The 19,308-nt window shown below is 57.0% G+C and carries 14 protein-coding genes and 1 pseudogene; 6 read left to right on the forward strand and 9 right to left on the reverse strand.

Annotation, left to right across the window (positions count from 1 at the left end; all coding sequences use genetic code 11):
* Positions 1–171, forward strand: a pseudogene (locus AC0L2O_RS27570) (IS630 family transposase); the annotation flags it as partial.
* Positions 172–828: 657 nt separating this feature from the next.
* On the opposite strand, the gene dctA reads toward AC0L2O_RS27570, so the two are convergent.
* The 7 genes from dctA to AC0L2O_RS27605 form a co-directional block, all read right to left on the reverse strand.
* Positions 829–2,124, reverse strand: coding sequence for a C4-dicarboxylate transporter DctA (dctA, locus tag AC0L2O_RS27575; protein ID WP_473371984.1), 1,296 nt, complete (start codon positions 2,122–2,124; stop codon positions 829–831).
* A 541-nt stretch (positions 2,125–2,665) separates the two neighbouring features.
* Positions 2,666–3,880 (reverse strand): TlpA disulfide reductase family protein, encoded by a 1,215-nt coding sequence (locus AC0L2O_RS27580; RefSeq protein ID WP_473371940.1) that lies wholly within the window; start codon positions 3,878–3,880, stop codon positions 2,666–2,668.
* A gap of 214 nt (positions 3,881–4,094) precedes the next feature.
* Positions 4,095–4,733, reverse strand: coding sequence for a hypothetical protein (locus AC0L2O_RS27585; protein WP_473371941.1), 639 nt, complete (start codon positions 4,731–4,733; stop codon positions 4,095–4,097).
* A 795-nt stretch (positions 4,734–5,528) separates the two neighbouring features.
* Positions 5,529–6,536, reverse strand: a complete 1,008-nt coding sequence (locus AC0L2O_RS27590; RefSeq protein ID WP_473371942.1) for an alpha/beta hydrolase — start codon at positions 6,534–6,536, stop codon at positions 5,529–5,531.
* Positions 6,537–6,884: 348 nt separating this feature from the next.
* The gene (locus AC0L2O_RS27595) at positions 6,885–8,039 is read right to left on the reverse strand and encodes a S1 family peptidase (RefSeq protein ID WP_473371943.1); all 1,155 of its coding nucleotides are present in this window, start codon (positions 8,037–8,039) and stop codon (positions 6,885–6,887) included.
* A gap of 20 nt (positions 8,040–8,059) precedes the next feature.
* Positions 8,060–8,734, reverse strand: coding sequence for a M12 family metallopeptidase (locus AC0L2O_RS27600; protein ID WP_473371944.1), 675 nt, complete (start codon positions 8,732–8,734; stop codon positions 8,060–8,062).
* A 4-nt stretch (positions 8,735–8,738) separates the two neighbouring features.
* Positions 8,739–9,821, reverse strand: coding sequence for a hypothetical protein (locus AC0L2O_RS27605; protein WP_473371945.1), 1,083 nt, complete (start codon positions 9,819–9,821; stop codon positions 8,739–8,741).
* A gap of 251 nt (positions 9,822–10,072) precedes the next feature.
* Here AC0L2O_RS27605 and AC0L2O_RS27610 point away from each other — a divergent pair, with 251 nt between their 5' ends.
* From AC0L2O_RS27610 to AC0L2O_RS27620, 3 genes are all read left to right on the forward strand, one after another.
* Positions 10,073–11,434, forward strand: a complete 1,362-nt coding sequence (locus AC0L2O_RS27610) for a carbon-nitrogen hydrolase family protein (protein WP_473371946.1) — start codon at positions 10,073–10,075, stop codon at positions 11,432–11,434.
* A 75-nt stretch (positions 11,435–11,509) separates the two neighbouring features.
* Positions 11,510–12,475 carry a hypothetical protein gene (locus AC0L2O_RS27615; protein WP_473371947.1) on the forward strand — a complete coding sequence of 322 codons (966 nt, stop codon included), beginning with the start codon at positions 11,510–11,512 and terminating at the stop codon, positions 12,473–12,475.
* Positions 12,465–12,908, forward strand: a complete 444-nt coding sequence (locus tag AC0L2O_RS27620) for a hypothetical protein (protein WP_409190645.1) — start codon at positions 12,465–12,467, stop codon at positions 12,906–12,908. Before AC0L2O_RS27615 ends, AC0L2O_RS27620 begins: the two co-directional genes overlap by 11 nt.
* Positions 12,909–13,175: 267 nt before the next feature.
* Here the strand turns inward: AC0L2O_RS27620 and AC0L2O_RS27625 are convergent, their stop codons facing one another.
* A complete protein-coding gene (locus AC0L2O_RS27625; protein WP_473371948.1) occupies positions 13,176–14,042 on the reverse strand; it encodes a response regulator transcription factor in 867 nt (288 codons plus the stop codon).
* Positions 14,043–15,599: 1,557 nt separating this feature from the next.
* On the opposite strand from AC0L2O_RS27625, the gene AC0L2O_RS27630 reads away from it, so the two are divergent.
* A complete protein-coding gene (locus AC0L2O_RS27630) occupies positions 15,600–16,463 on the forward strand; it encodes a radical SAM/SPASM domain-containing protein (protein ID WP_473371949.1) in 864 nt (287 codons plus the stop codon).
* Positions 16,464–16,581: 118 nt separating this feature from the next.
* A complete protein-coding gene (gene sugE, locus AC0L2O_RS27635; RefSeq protein WP_369726359.1) occupies positions 16,582–16,896 on the forward strand; it encodes a quaternary ammonium compound efflux SMR transporter SugE in 315 nt (104 codons plus the stop codon).
* Between the two features lie 1,661 nt (positions 16,897–18,557).
* Here sugE and AC0L2O_RS27640 read toward each other — a convergent pair.
* Positions 18,558–19,079, reverse strand: coding sequence for a thermonuclease family protein (locus AC0L2O_RS27640; protein ID WP_409190649.1), 522 nt, complete (start codon positions 19,077–19,079; stop codon positions 18,558–18,560).
* Positions 19,080–19,308 lie beyond the last annotated feature (229 nt).

Consider the following 19,308-nt stretch of genomic DNA (forward strand, 5'->3'; position numbering starts at 1 on the left):
TCCTGCAAGGGCAGTCGCTCAGCGGCGCTTCCTTCACAAGCCTGACGCAGCTCCAGGAGCACATCGATGCCTACATTTGACGCATACAACGAAAGCGCCAAGCCCTTCGTGTGGACCAAGAAAAAAGTTCGGCAGCGCAGATTCAAAGGCCACCGTATCACTCAGCTCTGATTCCGGGTACTAGTCGCGGGCGCGTAGAGAAGCTGGCGCCACCTCGACGGTCATAACCAGTTCTCAAAACCCGTTCTCGTTGTAACATTCAACGACGGGATCGAGGTCATCGACAAGTCACCGACCGCCAGCCCACAACCGCCGCCGCCTAACCGGCTCAGGCCGTCACCAAAATTTGGCGATAGCTCTCTCCCAAGCGCAGCGTCATCGACGTCTACAGCGGTGTTCCGGTGTTCTCAAGGACGTTCGCTTTGATGACAACGATAGCCCACGCGCGCTGCAACCTCTCCTAACCATGTGATCGGCAGCGATGTCGTAGTTCGTAAACTGATGGACTGTGACCTTCGCCACAGGGTTCTCCCGCGGCCTAATCCTCGGATTTTAGTCCACGATGAGTTCGCAATGCATCACCATCACCCGATCGGGCGATCCTGGCTACTACGCCTAGATTATGCGTGATCTAAATGATGCTCATAAGGGAACGGTCGAGCCGGCTCGCTTCGAAATCGAAAGGTTAAGGGGAACCATTGGTCTGTGTGGCACTTTGGAATAAAACAAATGTCTCCACCGGATGCTCGCCTGCGACCAATCAGGACTGAACGGTACGGCTTTGTTGGCCCGCGGCATTCGTCAGCGATGTAGGCTGAGCTCGCACATTTATTTTAACTGCGCATGTAGCGAAACATTATCGAGTTCGCCTTCCCACCAGGACACAAACACCGCGGCAATACCGTTCCCGATGATGTTGGTAAGCGCACGCACCTCGCTCATGAACTTATCGATCGAGAATACGATCGCAATGCCAGGGACAAGTTCAGGACTGACCACAGTCAAGGTCGCGGCCAGGGTGACAAAGCCGGCACCGGTAACACCGCTTGCACCTTTCGAGGTGAGCATCGCCACAATGAGTATCGTGAGCTGCTGGCCGAAATTGAGATCGACCCCGAGCGCTTGCGCGATGAACAAGGTCGCCAACGTCATGTAAATGTTCGTCCCATCCAAATTGAAAGAGTATCCTGTCGGCACCACCAGGCCAACGACCGCCCTCGAACAGCCGAGCCGTTCCAGTTTTTCCATCAACTGCGGCAGCGCGCTTTCGGACGACGATGTTCCGAGCACGATCAGCAGCTCATCCTTGATGTACCTGATGAACTTTAGAATAGAAAAGCCTACCAAGCGCGCGATCAGGCCAAGCACAATGATCACGAAGAGCCCGGCTGTCACATAAAACAGGGCAACCAATCCGAGGAGTTTACCGAGCGCGGACGGTCCGAATTCGCCGATCGTGTAGGCCATGGCGCCGAACGCCCCGATTGGCGCTGCCTTCATTACGATCCTAATGACTCCAAACACCGCTTGTGCAGCATCGTCAACCAGACCGCGCATCCGCTCACCCCCGTCCCCAAGCGCCATCAGCGAGAACCCGAACAGGATGGCAAACAGTAGCACCTGGAGCACGTCACCTCGGGCCAAGGCGCCAACTACACTATCCGGAATGATATTGAGGAGGAAATCGACCGTCTTCTGCGCTTCCGCCGTCTTGACGTAGTTGGCTACGGCCGCGGCATCCCCCTTGGGAGCGAGCCCATGACCGACCTGAGCGAGATTGCCCATCAAAAGACCCAGGATGAGCGCGAAGGTTGATACGATCTCGAAGTAAAGTAGCGCCTTGACGCCGACTCGGCCGACCTTTCGCGCATCCTGAACATGCGAAATTCCGGACACAACAGTGCAGAAGATGATAGGCGCGATCACCATCTTGATTAGCTTGATGAAGCCATCTCCAAGCGCTTTGACCCAGCTACTCGTCCCCACAGCGGGCCATAGCCAGCCAACGAGAATGCCAATCAGGATCGCTATGAGTACCTGGACATAAAGAACTTTGTACCAGGGCCCAGATTTCCGGAACAGGGCGGCGGCTTTGACATAGCGGCGCTGGCGCTGATTGTACATCATGCGCGGCCCGGCGCCGTGCTAGCAAAGAGGGCGCTCAATGAAGGTAGAGCTTCGCTCAGTTTTCCTTCACTGAGGGGCGCAGGGGAATCTGACGGCTCCGAACAGCACAGTCCAGAGCCACGGACTGGCGCCTCTCCCGAATCGGCTTGCTGTCCAAGCGGAACGAAGTTCTGAACCGCTTCCGAGGGAAGCGATAGAAGGTTGAGAAAGCTTCCTTGAGAGCTGGAAAGCATCAGCGTCACCACCCATTTCTATCTTTTTGGTTGTTCGAAAATGCCATCCAGCATCTTCTAGGAGGCCAACTTTAGCAGCCGGCGACCACTCTCCCTTCAGCAGGCATTCTCGCCGCTGTCGCGTCGGAGCGCGACCAAGCTCGAGGAAACATTCGCGATAAAGAAGTTATGGTGGTGCGGCCTCGCCTGCGTTCACCGACTCGCTCCTCCTGTCCTCACTTCATGTGAATGCCCCGACATTCCCAAGAGGCTTCGATTTCGATCGCAAAACCACAACACCGAAAAGACATGCCAAGCAGCATTGCTCACGCTGCCTCCCTTGGCGATCTCGGTTCCGGCTTTTCGGGAGCCGCATTCTGCGGGGCTGAACAGCACTCCTTGTAAGAGAGTTTCTCACTCCTGTAGCTCGCCAAAGCCTGGAGAGAGCACTGCACGAGGTCGCGTTTCGCTACATCCGAGGCGGGCGCTGCATCCAGCCACTTCAGCGCCACCTCGACCAATTCGATCGCGCGGTCCCTCTTACCCGTCTCGTAATAGTACTGAGCGACCGCCCCGTACGACAGGAACTTCGCGCCCTCGCTGCCTCGGGGCGGATTCGCGGCCAGGATGTGTTCGGAGAGGTCCTTGCCCATGTCAAAGCGCTCTGCATGTGGAAAATCGGAGTAGTCTTTCGCGGAGTCGAACAGTTGGCGGATCGCCACGCTCATCCAAACCACGGATTTCTTCTCGATCGCGTCGCGAACTAATTGGCGCAACACCGGCAGGCCAGCCCGCATGTCGCGTAGTTTGTGAAGCAACAATTCCGCATGAAGCCCACGGAAAGTGACCTCGTCCGGCATCGCAGCGAGGGCCTCCTCAATAGCTGAAAGGGCTGTCGGCCAATCCTTTCGTTTCATGGCGGGCTCAAGTCTGGCAAAGATCGGCTCCACCAACGCTCGCTTCTGCGATAGTTCACGCTTTCTGCGTCGACCCTTGTTTATCCTTTCCGCATCCAGCGCTTTGGCTTCATCGCTCATTGCCCAGGATCCGTTCAGAACTTTGGGCAAGGCATTATCGAGCTGCGTCGGATGGCCAATAAAGGCGATGCGGCCGTCACGGTCGACGACGAATGACGTGGGAATCCCGACAGAAAGGCTGGGATCCATCCAAAGCTTCTTCATTTCGCCGGCGTAGTCGAATGCGATCGCGTAGTTCAGATTTGGCAAGCTCTTCGTCAACCAGGCGTCTAAGCTGGCTCGCGCTTCATTTTCCGTCGAAGCTTGTTCGTGAGCCGCGATGCCCACCACCTCAACCCCATTGTTCCTGTATTTGTCTTGCAGGACCACCAAATTTGGCATCGAGGCGATACATGGTCCGCACCACATCGCCCAAAATTCGAGGATGTATACTTTCCCAGGTTCGAACTTTCTAACCGGCTGGCCGCGTAGCCACTTCTCCACTTTGATCGAGGGGGCCCGCGAACCGACGCTCAGCACGTTCGCCGCATCGACTTGACTTGCGCTCTCAGTCAGAGTGGTCATTGCTCAAATCCGCTTTACTTGGCTTTGCGGAGAAAAATTGCAACTCGCGTGCCAACCAACGCTCATTGATATCGCGCACTTTTCGTATCATTCCTGTCGACCTTGCGACGCATGTCGCATATCCGACCAGCTGTTTGGGGCTTCTCAGGCAATCAGTCGGCCGGACGTTCTTGACGCGCCTGTAGGCGGGAAGTCGGGCAGCGCAAAGCCGAGTTCACCACTCCACATCCTGATCGGTTTCCAGGATGACCATTTCGGCCCTCGGGATCACGACCTGAACCGACCTGCTTTGGCCCTTCGACAGGGCGATCTCAGTTTCCAATTCGACTCTTTGAGCCAAGGGGCGATGAACCAAACCGGGGCGGCCAGCTGCAGCACAACATTGATGCTGAACGCCGTCTGATACGCGATTGAGGGGTAGTGTCCGTCCTTGGCCGGCCATTGCTCGAGAATTAACCCTGTGCCGTACTGGACGAGGAAGGCCCACCCGAAATGCAGAACGTTGAGCACGCCGCTTGCGCGGGCGATCAATTCGGCCGGAAAGTAATCTCCGATGATCGCCCAGCTGAGGCCGATTGCGGATCCCACCACCGCTACAATGATCCATGACCGTAGCGACAGGAAAGGTGGATTCACCGACCAGCGCGAGTGCGGCTGCAATGAACACAGAAGCTATGATCGCGAGCAACGTTTCAATGTTCTTGCCGTGTCGACGCAACGATTCGGCGACCACACCGAGCAACAATGCGCCGTTGCTTCGTGCTATCGCCATGAAGAGCAATTTTGTGACAAGGCTCGTTCCAGCCAACCCGTCCACATCGCTCAGCCAAGACGCTGCCCACAAAGACTGCAAGGCCCACGCCGACCCGATACATGTTGAAGAAATCGGCGCAATTCTCCAGACCCCCCATCCGTACTGGCGGGCGGCTGGATCACGCAGCTCGCGATGGGTGCAGAGGTCGCGCTCGTGTGCCCGTCCTCGCCAGCACGGGATTCATCGGTCCCCCGCACTACCAGCATCGCTTCCACATTCGATGGAGGACGGCCAGTGAATTGCGCTGCCGACGGCGAGCTTGGTTCCGCCAGATGGGCTGCTACGGGCTCCTCGCGGAACATTCTGCGACGGGGCCACGCTGCTCGCCCGCCTTGACGTCGGAGCTGTCGATGTACTGAAGTGCAATCCTGGTAGCGTTGTAGTGGGGGCACATCATGTATGTCGAGTTCTACAGGAGCTCTGCATAGCGGGGCCGCGCTCCAGCCGATAAGGCCGACCCGTTCACGCGAAAGCGGCTTCTGGTGCTGGCCGAGAGATACGATGCCAAGTTCTGCAAGCCGTCGCCGGCCAGCCGCAACATTCAACGCATTCTGCCGCTTCCCCCGCACCGTGCCAGCCGTCAGCTCCGCCTGCAATGCTGGCGAGGCTTGACATCGCCAACACCAGACGTGAGCCGAACCAATTGCGCGCCGCCAGTAACTGCCGCCCGTTGTTTTGGTGGGCGTACCAGACTCGAACCTGGGACCCGCTGATTAAGAGACCCCTTCGCCCTGCAATCAATCAGTTTTCGCCTCGGCTCCTTAAATTTCCGCGCTGAACGCGCCCGCATCTGCCAGTTTTGTGGCCGCCCACAATTCCGCCGAAGAGCGATACTTAATAGGGATACATCCAATAAGTCGTATTCGAATCATCGGGCATCGATCGCAGGGTCGGGGTCCGCTGCGGGGGTTTAAGATGCGTCGAAGACGAGATGATCCGGCCTATGTCATCGAGAACCGCGCGGCTGGTTGAGTACGTACTGTGATTTAGAGCAAACATTTCGCTTCCCACAGCAGAAACATCGACCGTTTCGATACCGGGCACGAGAGTTGGCCCGCTCTTGGTTACGAACCCCATTCGCGACGTGGATTGCGCTTTCTCCATGGAGGCGAGCAACGCGAGATCCGTCGAGGACGCGTATAGCGTCACCGCGCCCGCCGCTGCCTTGATTTGGCTCGCGCGCTGTAGATAAATGTCGCGATCCACGTCCGGGGCCGCAAAAATCAATTCAGTAATCCCGAGCGCCGTCTGGCTCAGCGCGGCTTGCTGCAAGGCGCCCAAAACCACCTGGCTGCCCAGACTATGCGCAATCACGATAATCCGAGAGACTTTGCCCGCCGTTTTAATGAGCTGGAGGAGATCGAACAAGCCATCCGGAGCGTACAAAGCACTCTCCCGATCGTAGTCATAGTCCTCCACTCCGCCCTTGGACGGCCACGAGTACATCATGACACGGCCTTTGTAGTTCGCGTCGAAAGCGATTTGAGCCGCCTTGAAGGCTGCGTCCGAAAAGGCAACGTTGTAGCCGTGCACAAAGAGCATCAGGCTGTCGGCCGGTTTTGCGATGGCGGAAGCAAACTCCTCACGGGAAAGACGGTCGAGCTTCTGGATTCGGAAATGCTTTCCGTCGTCCTCTGCCTCCTTGCGTATCCCAAACCATTTCTTCGGCGTTTCGACTTCTTCCATCTTGTGAACGATGGGAATGCTAACCGCAAAATTGGCACTTGTCCCGCCCTTGGTGTCGCGCAACCCTTTCCAAGGGGTTAAGGTCCACAGCAATCCACAAACCACACCGTCTTCATACAAAGAGCTTTTGTGCCGACCTCGAACAACTATTTCCATCTTCACCTCGTCTGGAATTGACCCAGATCGCAGCCAAATGTGTTGGTGGCCGCACGACCATAGGACTCCGTCGCCATGGCCGATAGCCATGATGGTGCCGGAATTGGTGATAGTACCCAGGACCATAGCGATAGCCGTATTTCTTGAACGCGCTCTCATGTTTCTGGGGCGCCGTCTGTATATGCCGGTTGGCCTGCTGCGAGGCCGGACCCTGGTGGGCGCAACCGGTTGCGAGCGCGCAAAAGGAGACGATGAGCACTGTTCGAAGCTGCTGGAAGGCGTGGCCGAGCCGATGCAACCGGTTCGAACCAAGAATTGGCAAGACGAGCATGACCATCGATCAGCTACCTACTTCGCAAGGGTTTGGGAAACGTTGACCGTAGCGCCCAGCCATCCGCGATACCTGTCGACAGCAGGTCCGCTGGTAAGTTTGTAGGTGAAGCGAACCTCCGCCCCGCCTCCGTTGATCGCGCAACCGATATTGCTGGCACCATTGGCGGTCTCGACGTGCCACGTGCACCCTGTGATGCGGTAGCCGGGCTCAGCAGGGAAAGTCTCGGCATAGTCCGCCGAATGCTCCGCAAATACGACCGGGTGATCGTCCTTAGTTTTGTCCACCGTATACGACCGCTCGATCAACTTCGGGTCGACGAGCCGCGATACCGGGACGTTCGCGATGAGGCGGCGGTCTTCGGGCAGAAGCGTATGGATCGCTCCGGCGAGGATTTCGGGGATCTTCACGCCGGCATTGGCTTGCGTCTGCACATGCGTGGAATTCAGCTTGCTCCAGTTCTCAAACGAGATCGTTGTCTCGACCCACTTCGTCCAGCAAACAGATGGCTGCGGAATGGCCGCGATCATGCTGTACAGCGGGCTTGCGGTAATCACAGTGGCGGGAATGATGAAGTTGACGCCAGAAACATCCGCGTCGTTCCACTTGATGATGCCGCCAACTGCGATCCCCAGCAGGGCGCCGAACTCGTTGAATGCGGGGCCACCGCTGTTGCCGACGTTCATGACCGTGTTCGTTTGCCAGCGACCGTTCGGGCTAGTCTGGTTGCTTATCAGACCGCTCGATATGCTCAGATCCAGATCGAGCGGATAACCGAGCAGATAAAGCTGAGTCCCCATCGGGGCTTGCTGGTTGTCATCGATCACGGGCATCGGACAACGAGAGGCGCCTCCACTGTTTCCAGCGGGCTGCGACAGCTCGAGAAGAGCCAGGTCCCTGGCATCGTCGCGATGAACCGCAGCGACCTTGATCGGGTTCGCATTGCGCGACCCAAGACGGGCATTGACTTCGAAGCTCTTGTAGTTCTCCTCGCGTCCGATCACGTGGCTGTTGGTCAGCACGAGGCTGTCGCCGATGAGCAGCCCGGAGCCGCCGCCGACGTCCTGCTTATCATTGTACATGACGCCAACGAACTGGACGTGAACCGTCCTGACGTTGTAACGCGCAGCAATTTGCACCGCCGCGCGATCCGCCTGCGCGGGAGCGCTCATGGATACGAAAAGTCCGAGTGTCAGGAGGGATAGAATGTCCTGACAGCGGCGATATCGAGTGGGCTGAGCTGTCCGTTTCCGTTCCATGCTGCATTACAATAGTTCATTATGGAATTGGGGTCGTACTTGGTGACTTTATAATCGCCGACCGAGCCAGAAGCTTTCTCGTTGCGGCACTGCTCTGGCGCATCGTCGCGATTCTGTTCGTGGGTGAAACCAAGAGCATGTCCGAACTCGTGGACTGCAACCGCACGAATGCAGAACTCGCGTCTATCTCGACAGCCTTTACTCCAATGATCGAAACTGAAATTGAGAGTCATGCCCGATGGCTTGCGGTCGAGATACTTGCCAACGACGTCGGTGTGGGCACCCACATCAGCGACCCGCACGTGCACACCCGGCGCGCCGTCGGTACAGGACGGCCAGGTCTTCGAAAACCACACGCCACCTTGCGCCGCAGTCTCCCACGTTTCCGCAACGGCTTTTCGAACCAGATCGGCATACTTTTGATCCTTCGGCTGCAGGTTTTCCCAGCAGACGGGTATCTCTTTGATGTCCCATTTCGAGCCGCGAATGACCGTGCCGTACAATTCCATTTCGGAGACTCCCGAAGGAAGCGCAGGCTGGGCGTTCGCATTCCAGCAGAACAAGAAGACGAGCAACAGAACGAGTCTGGGCAGCCACAGGCGAAACATTTTCCTACTGCGTCGGTGTAGGGGTCGGCGGGAACACAGGCACCGGCGCCACAATGAAACCATTTGTCCGAGGCCCAGCACCCGTACGGCGCCCGGTGGACCCGGCTCCTCCCGGGAATTCCTGCGACTTTTCCCCTCCCGGCGAGGGTGCCGTGTAAATTGGATTGTCCTTTGATCCAAGCGGCGGCGTTTTGTCCGCATAGCCGGCGGACCCGGATTTGGCTCCGTTAGCAAGGACGGCATTCGGACCGTTGATGTAGATTCCGAGATTACTGAACTGCTGAGCGGAGGCCGATGCCTGAACTGCGGCAGGCGTCCAGCGCGACGAAGTGAGGGAGTATTTTGCCTCGACGCCGCCAGTAACCTGGACTGAAAATGTGTACGTCATTTGCGCGGGCTCCGCACTTTCCGAAGGCATAGCCGGCGTGAGATTGTTGGCGGCTATGAGGATCGCGTTGTCCCGTAACCAAGCTGCGAGTGGCTTGGATGCATCGACAATGATGCGCTTGTAGGCGGTGCGGTCCGGATACTTATGCTCGGCGAGTCCTTCGAGCTCGATCAGGTCCGCAGGCGCTCCTCGGTAGCAGCCACGCTCATACCTTGCCGGATCCGCCGACGCCGGCACCGTATCGGACGCAAGCTGGGCGTTCTGCTTCATCAGAAATGACCAGATCAGGTCATAGGTATCCTGGGCTGAAGCAGTGGGGCCGATATGGGTCGCGTCATTACTGCTCACGCTCAGAATCCGTTTGTAGTCGAATGCCGTACCGGATCCAAGCCCGCCGGTATCGGTCACCTTCAACTCCAGCAAGAATGTGCCGTACAGGAAGGGGTCGATGTCGAAATGAGCGTACCTGTCGAACGCCTCTTCAGGCCGCCTCTTGTAGATCTTCAGGTATTCCTTTCGCCTCTCGCGTTCGACCTGGTAGAAAGTCACGACCTCACACCTGATCGACTTGAGAAAGTACGGCAGCTCACCCGCCGTGATCACACCTGTCTGCGGGTCATGAATATGATACAGGCTAGTGCACCCGCCCATGGCAAGGCAGATGCCAATGCCAGCCGCGGCTCGGCTGAATATCCACATATGAACGCCCCCGTCCGCGTGCCCCTGAGCACCCGCGGATCCCCCGTCCATATTGAAAAAGAGTCCGCATAGGTTCGTCAATAGCATCGCGACAACAATGCAGCTTTTCGTTGTTTCCACTAGGTTTTGCGCAGATTTTCGCCGGGGTCGTACACTTCTGCGAAAGCGGGTCGTTGTGGCGGCTCGGCATCGGCGATGAAGTGTGAGCAACTGGTGGAGCCGATTGCAAAATCGTCGGCGCACGCCTATGGATGGAATATATTGGTGGTGTGATTTGGACGAAAATTTTGCCTGGGCGCGTGGACAACCGAGCCGAAACGTCAGTTTTTGATGCCTGGAAGAAAGAGGCGCGGGAGCTTGCCGGACGCCAGGAGCTAATCACGAATGCCAGTCGGGATGATCTCAGGAAAGCTCTGATTGAGCTCGACGCGCTGTTTCGGAATGCTCCCGGAAGCGTGCACAAGGCCTACCGAAATCTAACAGAAAAGCGAATCGAGGACGCTCGAGAGAGCTTCACCGGTTCAATAGGAGATGGCCATCTCTCGTGGTCGCTATCCGATGAGACGGCTGAACTCGCAGCCGTAAGAATAGGCGGCCTGATACGGGAACTCGACCGCGCGCTTGCTGATCGGCGGTCTCATTGGCCGATCGTGCCGAGTGAGTGGCACGTCGAGCAGCTTAGATGCTGGTTCATTCCGCGGCAGGGCGTGAGCGCATTGCGTCCGGCTCGACGGCTGCAAGCCTACTCGAAACGGGGCCTGCTCTTTCATCGGATCCTGCCCTCAGTGATACAGGGCTACCCGGTCCAGGTCGTGGATACTCGCACATTGCATAGTACCGCACCGGATGCGAGTGAATGGAAGATGGGCGCTTGCCTGTTCAATGCACTAGAGCTCGAGCCAGAGTTCTATTCAACAGAGGGCGATAAGCGCTTCATCATCTCTGGCATTGACGCGCCGTCAGCTGAGGACACCATTTCTCAGCAGATCGATCAGGCTCTGAAGGAGAACTGCATCGCGATTGTGTGGCCCGAGTTAACCGTCTCGCCGGAATTGCGCGAGAACATCCTCAAGCTCGTTCGAGATCGCGACATTACGGATGAGCTGGAAGCTCCCGAAATTCTGATTCCAGGGACCTGGCACGAGACAACCGACCATGGGATCGTGAACCGAGCCCGGATCTACAACGGCTATGGAGAGGAGCGCCTGATCTACGACAAGATAGCCCCATACGCGGACGATGGTTGGGGAACGGAAAACATCACTGCGGGTGACCGCGTATGTGTCCTGGCCACCGAAGGTGCTTTGATCGGGGTCGCCATTTGCCTGGATTTCTGTGACGTCTGCGAAACTCCCTTCAGCGAGCTCGACCTCGACGTGATGCTTGTCCCCTCGATGGGGAACGACCGCACGATGCAGGGCCACCAAATCACTGCGGCTCAGGTTGAGGTCCGGTTCGGCACTCGTAGCTTCGTGGTGCAGCATCCAACCCAAACGGCGTTCAGAGATCACAGATTAGGTAACATCTTACCCCTTTTGAAAGAACCGAACGCGGTGTCAGTCGCGGAACTCGGTCAAAAAAGCGTTTGGGCTGCCTACAAATGGAGCCCTTGACACCTAGATTCGGAGACCAAAATCAGAGTAAAGCGTTGTAAAACGTTCTTAATGGTTGTGGTGTAGGGCTAGCCCATGTCGGACGTAGCATTGGAAAAGATAGAGACAGGCGAAGCGGCGGCGAGCGAGGCAAGGCGTGTCATTTCGGACCTCCTCAAAGAGGGCTCCGAAAAAAGCTTGGAGCGTCTCTATGCAACACTGGGGGCGTGGGTTTGGAACGCCCTTGAAAGCCGTCGGCGTGATCCTGAGCTGCGGGAATGGTTCGATATCTTGCGTCGGATGAGCGCAACGCTCGCACCAAGGAATGCTGCCTATGCGGAGCGCTTCAGAGCATTCTATGACCTTCTGCAGATGTCGATCAATACCTCGAAGCTCGCGCGTCCGAACGAGGTCATGCATCGTCAGCACGTTGTCGCAATACTGGCGTTACTCCGCGACTCTCCGTCGGGCCAGATGGAGAAGGCGGCGATCGCAAAGAGGCTGTCTCTGAGAGATGCCAATCTCAGCCGCATTCTCCGCCTCATGACGAATGCGCGTTTCCTGGAGCGAACAACGCAGGGCAAATTCGCTCATTTCGCGCTGACGCGTGACGGCTTACTTGCGCTAGAACGGCGCGAAAGGCGCGAAGCGAAGGAGCGTGGCGGGTCAACCCATCTCGTTCGAGACAATTTTCCGGCAGCCGCCCACCCGCTCCACCTAGCGGCAGATGCAGACACGGTTCTTCGTACCTTTATTGATCTGGCGATGAAGGGCTCATCGCACGCCAACACAGCTGGGACGCTGAACGCGAGCGCTGGCGGCGTCCGGCAAGCCATGGAGGACTATCTGCTCCATTTTCATGGGCCGGCACCTGCCGCGCCCGGATATATGAAGGCGAGGACGAAAAGCTCCTATCAAGCCCTTACCGTCGCTGTCGTACAGGCAAAAAAGGCCGAAGCGCACGGCTCCTACACGATAGAGTCGATGAACAGCCCCAAAGCCGTCTCATTCCCGGTGGGGATCCTGCATCTGCAGGGAGAGGAGACCGAACATGTCGAATGAAGATCTTAGTGCTTCGAAGCCGGATGAGGTGCAAAGCGATCCCGACGCCGTCATGTTGTATGGAAGCGCTCTGGTCGACCGGCTTACATATATTTCGGCGACATTCAGCTCGCTGGTCATGAGTATGGGCAGAGCTGCGCGTGACGATCGCGATGTCCTAGTCCCACTCGTTGAGGTGAAGTTCGACGGGCCGGCCGGCCAAGACGACACTGTACCCAAGACTTTTTTTTCGGGGCTAGTGCCGCTCGAAAATATAGCTTTCGTTCTCGAGGATATTTCGAACGATCTCACGACTGTTTGCCATCACCTGAGCGCGGTGGGTGCCGGCCCGGTGAAACCTGACTTCAAGAGACTGGGCGAGACGAAGAGGCTGTTGAGCGAAGCCAAAGATAACCTCGAAAAGTGTCTGGCCGATTTGGAAAGGATCGGCTGACGCTCGCGAAAGCGAGGGCTTGAGGTGGTCGGCCCAAAACCACTTACTTCTTCGAATGTGGAACGAGAGTGGCGGCACGTCAGCGATCTAAACTTTAAGCAAGATGACGCCGCTTTCCTGTTCATCCCTGAGGAGTCTCATGGAGCGGCTCGGATCTTCTTTGATGACGCCGAGCGGGAATATATCGGAGCCAACTACAAGCGCCCTTCATCCGTCCGTATTGGCATCTTCAAAAAGTGAAAACTACACTCAAGGCGCCATAGCAAACTAGAAAGAGAACACTTCTTCAACGTCCAAGAGCTTGTAAATCCCCGTTCGCCCTTGAGGAACCAAGTCGATCATGTTGTTCAACTTGGCGCGAAGCCTTGGCACGAAGACGTCCAGTCGAACGTGCTTATCACCTTTCTCTCTGCGCAGCACCTCGATGTTGAAGACTTCGCTATCGATAACATGCCCCTCCACCGCACAGAGATGGCGCAGGAAAATGTGTTCGGTTATCGAAAGCCGCTTGGAGATCCCCAAATGGCCGGTAATCCGACGATCACCGATGGTGAACATCCAATTCCCGATCCGAAACCTCCGGCCGGAATGCGACTGCTTGGAACGCCTCTCCGTGTGCGTTCTTCGCCAGACCGACATTGCCCGGGGTGCGATTGCCATGAAGCCATAGGACTTTTCGACGTAATCATCTGCCCCATACTCGATGAGAGGTGGCGCCTCCTCGTCAATTGGCAGATTGGAACATACGATGATGCCAGCGTTCGTCTTGTTGATTACAGCTTTCACGAAAGCTTTTCCCGTTTCCTTGTCGGTCGGCTTTCCCCAGAATTCCGAGATATCAAGATCAAGAAAATACAAGTCGATATCGTCTTTCTCGAGATATTGGCGAGCGCTTGCTACGTCGTTGACCCACTCTATCTTGCAATCAAGCTGCCCAATCTTCGTCAGGGGATTTTTCAACGCCGTTCCAATGCGATCTGCATCGGCCTTATCGTCATCGACGATTAGGATCCGCGGAGCGCGCATCACATCGGCTGGACCGGAAGGACTCCTGTCCGCGCCACCGCTAGGCTTTTTGTTCGAAGCCATCACTCGGTCAGCCGTCCCCGGATCAACATCGAGAACAGAAAGCACGGCATGATCGCGATCTCCGGCCTGTGCCCTGCGTGAAGCAAAACCGTGGACAGCGTGATTACCGTCAAGAAGCGATCAACATCTTCCAAGATGGCTCGTCCGCACTCATAGCGACCTCCACAATTGGGGCACATAGCCCACATACCCTACATAACGCACAATTTCTTACCCGAGACTGGTAAACGAAACACTAAGCTGCCGGCCTCCCGGCGCATCGCAGACGTGACTAAGCGCCAGCGTGCGGCAATCGAAGGCGGCTGAGGATCTGGTTGTAGGTGTTTTCATCATCATAGCTATCGAAGTAGATCCTCGGAGTCGCAGCCAAATTGCGGTTCCACCTCGAGTTTGGTCCGATTAACACCGCGATGAGCTTGTGACTGATCCCCCGTGATATCGACAATGGGCGAACCGCGCCCGAGCCAAGCGTCAGACTGTTCATCGGCACACCCTAGATGGAGGTGAAGTCGCCGTGCCCGTTGATCTTCAGACTTTACCAACAGGAGCGTCGCGTCCCCGCATGACCTCGAAAACACTCCAACATGAGCGACAGATCCCGAGGATCCCAGCGCTCGATCGCATCGCGAAGACGTTCGGCAAAGACACGTATTCGAGAGAGTCATCCATTCCTTGATCGGTAGCATTCATGTTCAGGAGCTTCAGGCCACAGACCGGCAATCAAGTGTCCCCGTATACCGGAATCGCGAGATCCGTTGCACGATCATCACCCAGGGCATTCCCGACGGAGCTTCGCATCGAAGCAGGCGTCTACTAACGCCGCGGACTTGCTCCAGCGGTTTCGAAAAAGTCGGAAGCCAGTAGGGCGGAACATTCGTACGCAACGGCCAGGGCGGCACCACTCCTGTTCCGCGTCCATTATCGAGAAGACGCCTCGCAAGTCCGACCGTAGCGCTCGCGCCCGGATGCTTATCTAGCCACCTCCCGAACATCGAAGAACACGACGACGCCGACGCCTTGCAGAGCGTTTTCAACTATTGAAATTCACCTTGCTGCATGAAGTCGTGGTGAACACCGTCGACTGCGGCAAAGGTCCCAATCGGCACTTCGCGCAGCCGCTCCCGATGCACGTCGATCATCATGATGACATGGCACTTGGGGCGGCGGCAACGCTCTCACATTTCATGGGAAAGCTGCCATTCAACCCATTTTCGAGAGAGCTTGAATCGTACGTAGCGTCATATTGTACACTATCGATCGCAGTTGCGCCTCCCTTGTGCCATTGCGCAGACAATTATCGGGATGTGTCGGGTTATGGACAATACAGCCAGTGGCATGAGTGATGCTTGTTGGGACAAGAGAGAGGTTAGATCAACGCCATCGATGCATCTGCACTCGGCAGCCACCGGATCCTGCTGAACTGGAGCTAAGGTGAGTGAGCCGTCGGCGCTGTATTGATCCATCGCGGCCGCGGCTTGCGACCGCGCCATGTCGCGGTGATGGGCGACGAACCGAGAATGGTGCATGAGCGAACCGACATGAGGAATGCAACGCGAGGGTGCCCCCTCAAGATCTCCTTGTTCCCAATGGCGGAGCGCGGACGTGGATAACATACAGTCGATGACTGCTCAGGAGCTGCGCTCTGCAATCAGTGGCGGCAGGGTCTTGGAGGTAACCACGACAACGGGCTGTGTCGTCGGATGTTCTTATTGCCCGCAGGACAAATTCGCCAAACGGCAAAGAGCTATATCCGACGTGAAGCATCTTTCTTTGCAAGATTTCAAGCGATGCCTGGCGCGCGTACCAGCAACTGTGGACATCAGCTTTTCCGGGTATTCGGAGCCTTGGCTCAATCCGGCTTGCACCGAAATGGTTGAGCATGCCTACGCGTGTGGCCACGGAATCCGGATTTTCACAACCCTCGTGGGAATGAATGGGCGGGATCTAAGACGCTTGCGCGCGTTGCAGTTCCGCGGCTTCCTGGTGCACGTTTTCGACGACGGCACGCATATGGACAGTGGTCTCGTCAGGCGCAACTATGTCGACTTGATGCGCCAACTTGTTGATGCCGGCATTTCATCGCTGCTCTTCATAGTCATGGGCGAGGTTCATCCCGAACTTGTCGACATAGTTCCTGAGGAAGCGCTGGTCCGCTCGCGTCCGCCGCGCAGCAGGGCTGGCAGCGGCGAGCTTGAGATGGTCGAAGCACGACAGCCAATCATTGGAGCACTGACATGTCCTGACGAACGACAATATCGTAATGTTCTTCTCCCAAACGGCGATGTGACTTTCTGCTGCTTGGATTTTGAGCGACGACACGTGTTGGGCAACCTTCTCCGCGACAGGTACAAGGATCTCTTTGACGGGGCGACTTTTTGCAAGATTGCCGATCGCATGAACGGAGCGGACGGCTTTCTGCTTTGTCGATCGTGTGAATTCGCCGAACGATTAACGTCGGAAAGCTGATCTTTGAGAGCAGTTATTCCTGCCTTGATCGAAGCGAATCGCTGCCTCGCGAAGACGGCCTTGCAGCTCATTATCACATAAGCTGCGGGGACGACCCTGCCGCGAACGGAGGGGCGCCATGGCCTGGAGCATTTTGTTGGTCGCCGGCCTGCTGGAGGTGGCCTGGGCAATCGGCCTCAAATACACTGAGGGCTTCACCAAGCTCGTTCCGTCCGCGCTCACGCTCGCGGCCATGGCCGGCAGCGTGATCCTGCTTGGACTTGCTCTGAAGACGCTGCCCATTGGAACTGCCTATGCGGTCTGGACCGGCATCGGTGCGGTCGGCACCGCAGCGCTCGGCATCGTCCTGTTCGGGGAGCCGGCCGCCGCGTTTCGCCTTGCCAGCATCGGACTGATCGTCGCCGGCATTGTCGGGCTGAAGCTCGTGTCCTGACGAAGACATCGAAAGCATTGACCCCCGCCAGGTCAGCGCCGCAACGATCGCCGACGCCGGCACCATGATTGTTCAGACATAGACGAGCGAGCTGGCCGCGTTCCAGCGCACGGCCGATGGCCACGGCATCGAGAATGGCGGGGGGATGGTCTGGCCGAGGAACCTCCCCGTGAACCACGATGCCGATGCAGGCCCTCTGGGCCAAGACCTGCTGCCCGCGACCCTCAGTCGCAATGCGAAGCCTTATTGCGGACGATACGCCAGCCCCCATCAGCGCCCCCCGCCACGCGTTTGGCACGACCCAGAACGGCACGAACAATTCGCTGCCGAGATCACCGTGCGAATAGAACAGCAATGGACCCCAATCTATCCGGCTGATCTCCGGGCGGCGCCCAAGGAAGATCGCTTCCCGGAGTCTTGCGACCGTGGTCTGCGGAGCAGTAGGAAGAAGATGCATCAACAGAACGATTTGATTGGCGGATCGTGTTCGTTTGCTCCGCACAGGTTCCAGCCATCCCGTGTTGGTACGATCACGGATGCCGACCAGTTCAACTCTTACATCGGATCAGTCCGGTGAGCTTGCGATCTCTGAATCAGCTCAGCTCCGAGCCTCGAACAGGGTGCGGCTTCATTGTGTCGGTCCTAAACAAGCTGGAGCACCTAATCTGTTTCACAGAAATCATCGACCTGAGCTCCGGCGCGCTTCATGCGATAGGTGTTCGACTTCAGATCGGGCGCTTGTTTGAACAATGACCGTTCTTGTCGATAGACGACATCGCGATTGAAAAAGCCCGGGACCTTGCATCGCATCCGTCGGCACAGACTCTGCACACCAGGACGGCGTGGGAGCGACGCTGCGAGTTCAGGGGCGAAAGCTTCATTGTGGAAGGCGCGCACGAGCTGTTAAGCGATCTGGCGTTCTTGTTCGGACTGCAGCACCGGTTACGCTCGTGACATGCGGTGTTGCTTATTCTGCGGCTCTCGACCCAGGGGTGAGCGGACCATGCTGTTTGCAGTATGCGGCCTTCCCGCGGCAAAGACCCCAATTCGATCACCATCGTTTTCGATGGCACCTCGGAGCCGGGGTTGAGCAAGCGCTCGCACCTGCTTGGTCCGTCAGATTTGAGTGCGAGTATAAACTTTGGGGGACAGCATCTGACAGCCTGTGGGAATCAAGCTGCGAGTTCTGGGAATGCCAAAGCCTGACAGTTACAGTCGAATGGAGTGGAGGTAGGCTGCATCCCAAGCCAAATTGGTGTTGCACTACCTTGCCCAGTGGTGCCTCGAACACCACTGGGCTTCTTTCTTTGCGCTCAACCTCTACTCGGCTGGATCCGATTGTGTCCGTGCCACGCCTTTGTCTTTTTAGACCACAGAGAACCCCGTCCTTCTTCCGCGCAATGCGCTCTCCCTCGAGCTCAAAAGGCGGTGCCTTGGCAGACAGCGAGTCCATGGTTCCCAAGAATCAACACGGCCGATGTGGGTCGTTCCTGTTGTTTCTTGCGCCGTTCGCGCTTACGAGAGTTTGAGACCATCTTACTCCTTTGAGCGTGGTCGAGAGGTAGTGGTGAGCTCGTCTCACTTCTGATCGACGCCAGCTCGCGCGTGGCTATCACCTCGCAGCGGACCCGAAATCGCATACTTTGGTGTGGAAAATGCCCTCAAGGATGTGCATTCGCATCATCGGAACAGCCGGCTGGCCCACCACCTAATCGAATGCATGCTCGATATAACCGAGGTACGGCAAAGCTGCCCGCCCATAAGCCCAGTCCGGCACGATCGGCCTCGCTTTGCGCAGCCTGGTATCGTCCGCTCGAATATCGCGTCCAATCGAGCACCAGACCCTTGCGCACCAACCATTCTCCGAGATCGCTGCCATCAGCTGAACAGGTCGCCATCGTCCGTCCACACTCATCCTCCAGGATTGACAGGCAACTGACTTCGCGATCTTCAATGAAGTCTTCAAGTTCGCTCGCGGTCCTGAGGCCACATAGATATAGACCGCCGCTGATATCTCGGCACATTTGAGTCTCGTCCGGCGCATCGATGCCCCAGAGCCGAACGCGTGTCCCTTGAATCTCAAGGGTGTCGGTGCTGATGACCTTTGCCGGCCCCCTCAACTCGCCGGCCAACACGATGCTGCACAGTACTAGCATGGTCAACATCACGACCAATCCATACATGGCGATCTTCTTTGTCGAACTGCGAACATTCGGGCCGAGTGCAGCAGAGCATGGGAAATCGCGGAACAGCGCTCCATCGCAACTGCGCATAGAAGGACACTAAGTTGCATGGGTATTGGACGAACGAATTCCAGTGTATCCGCAGCGCAAGTCGCCCCTCGGGGGTAACCTCGACCGCATGGTCTGCGACCAAGCTGCTGCGGTGACCGCATTCCGCCATTCCTCCACG

It is taken from the genome of Bradyrhizobium sp. Kon10 (assembly GCF_055807395.1).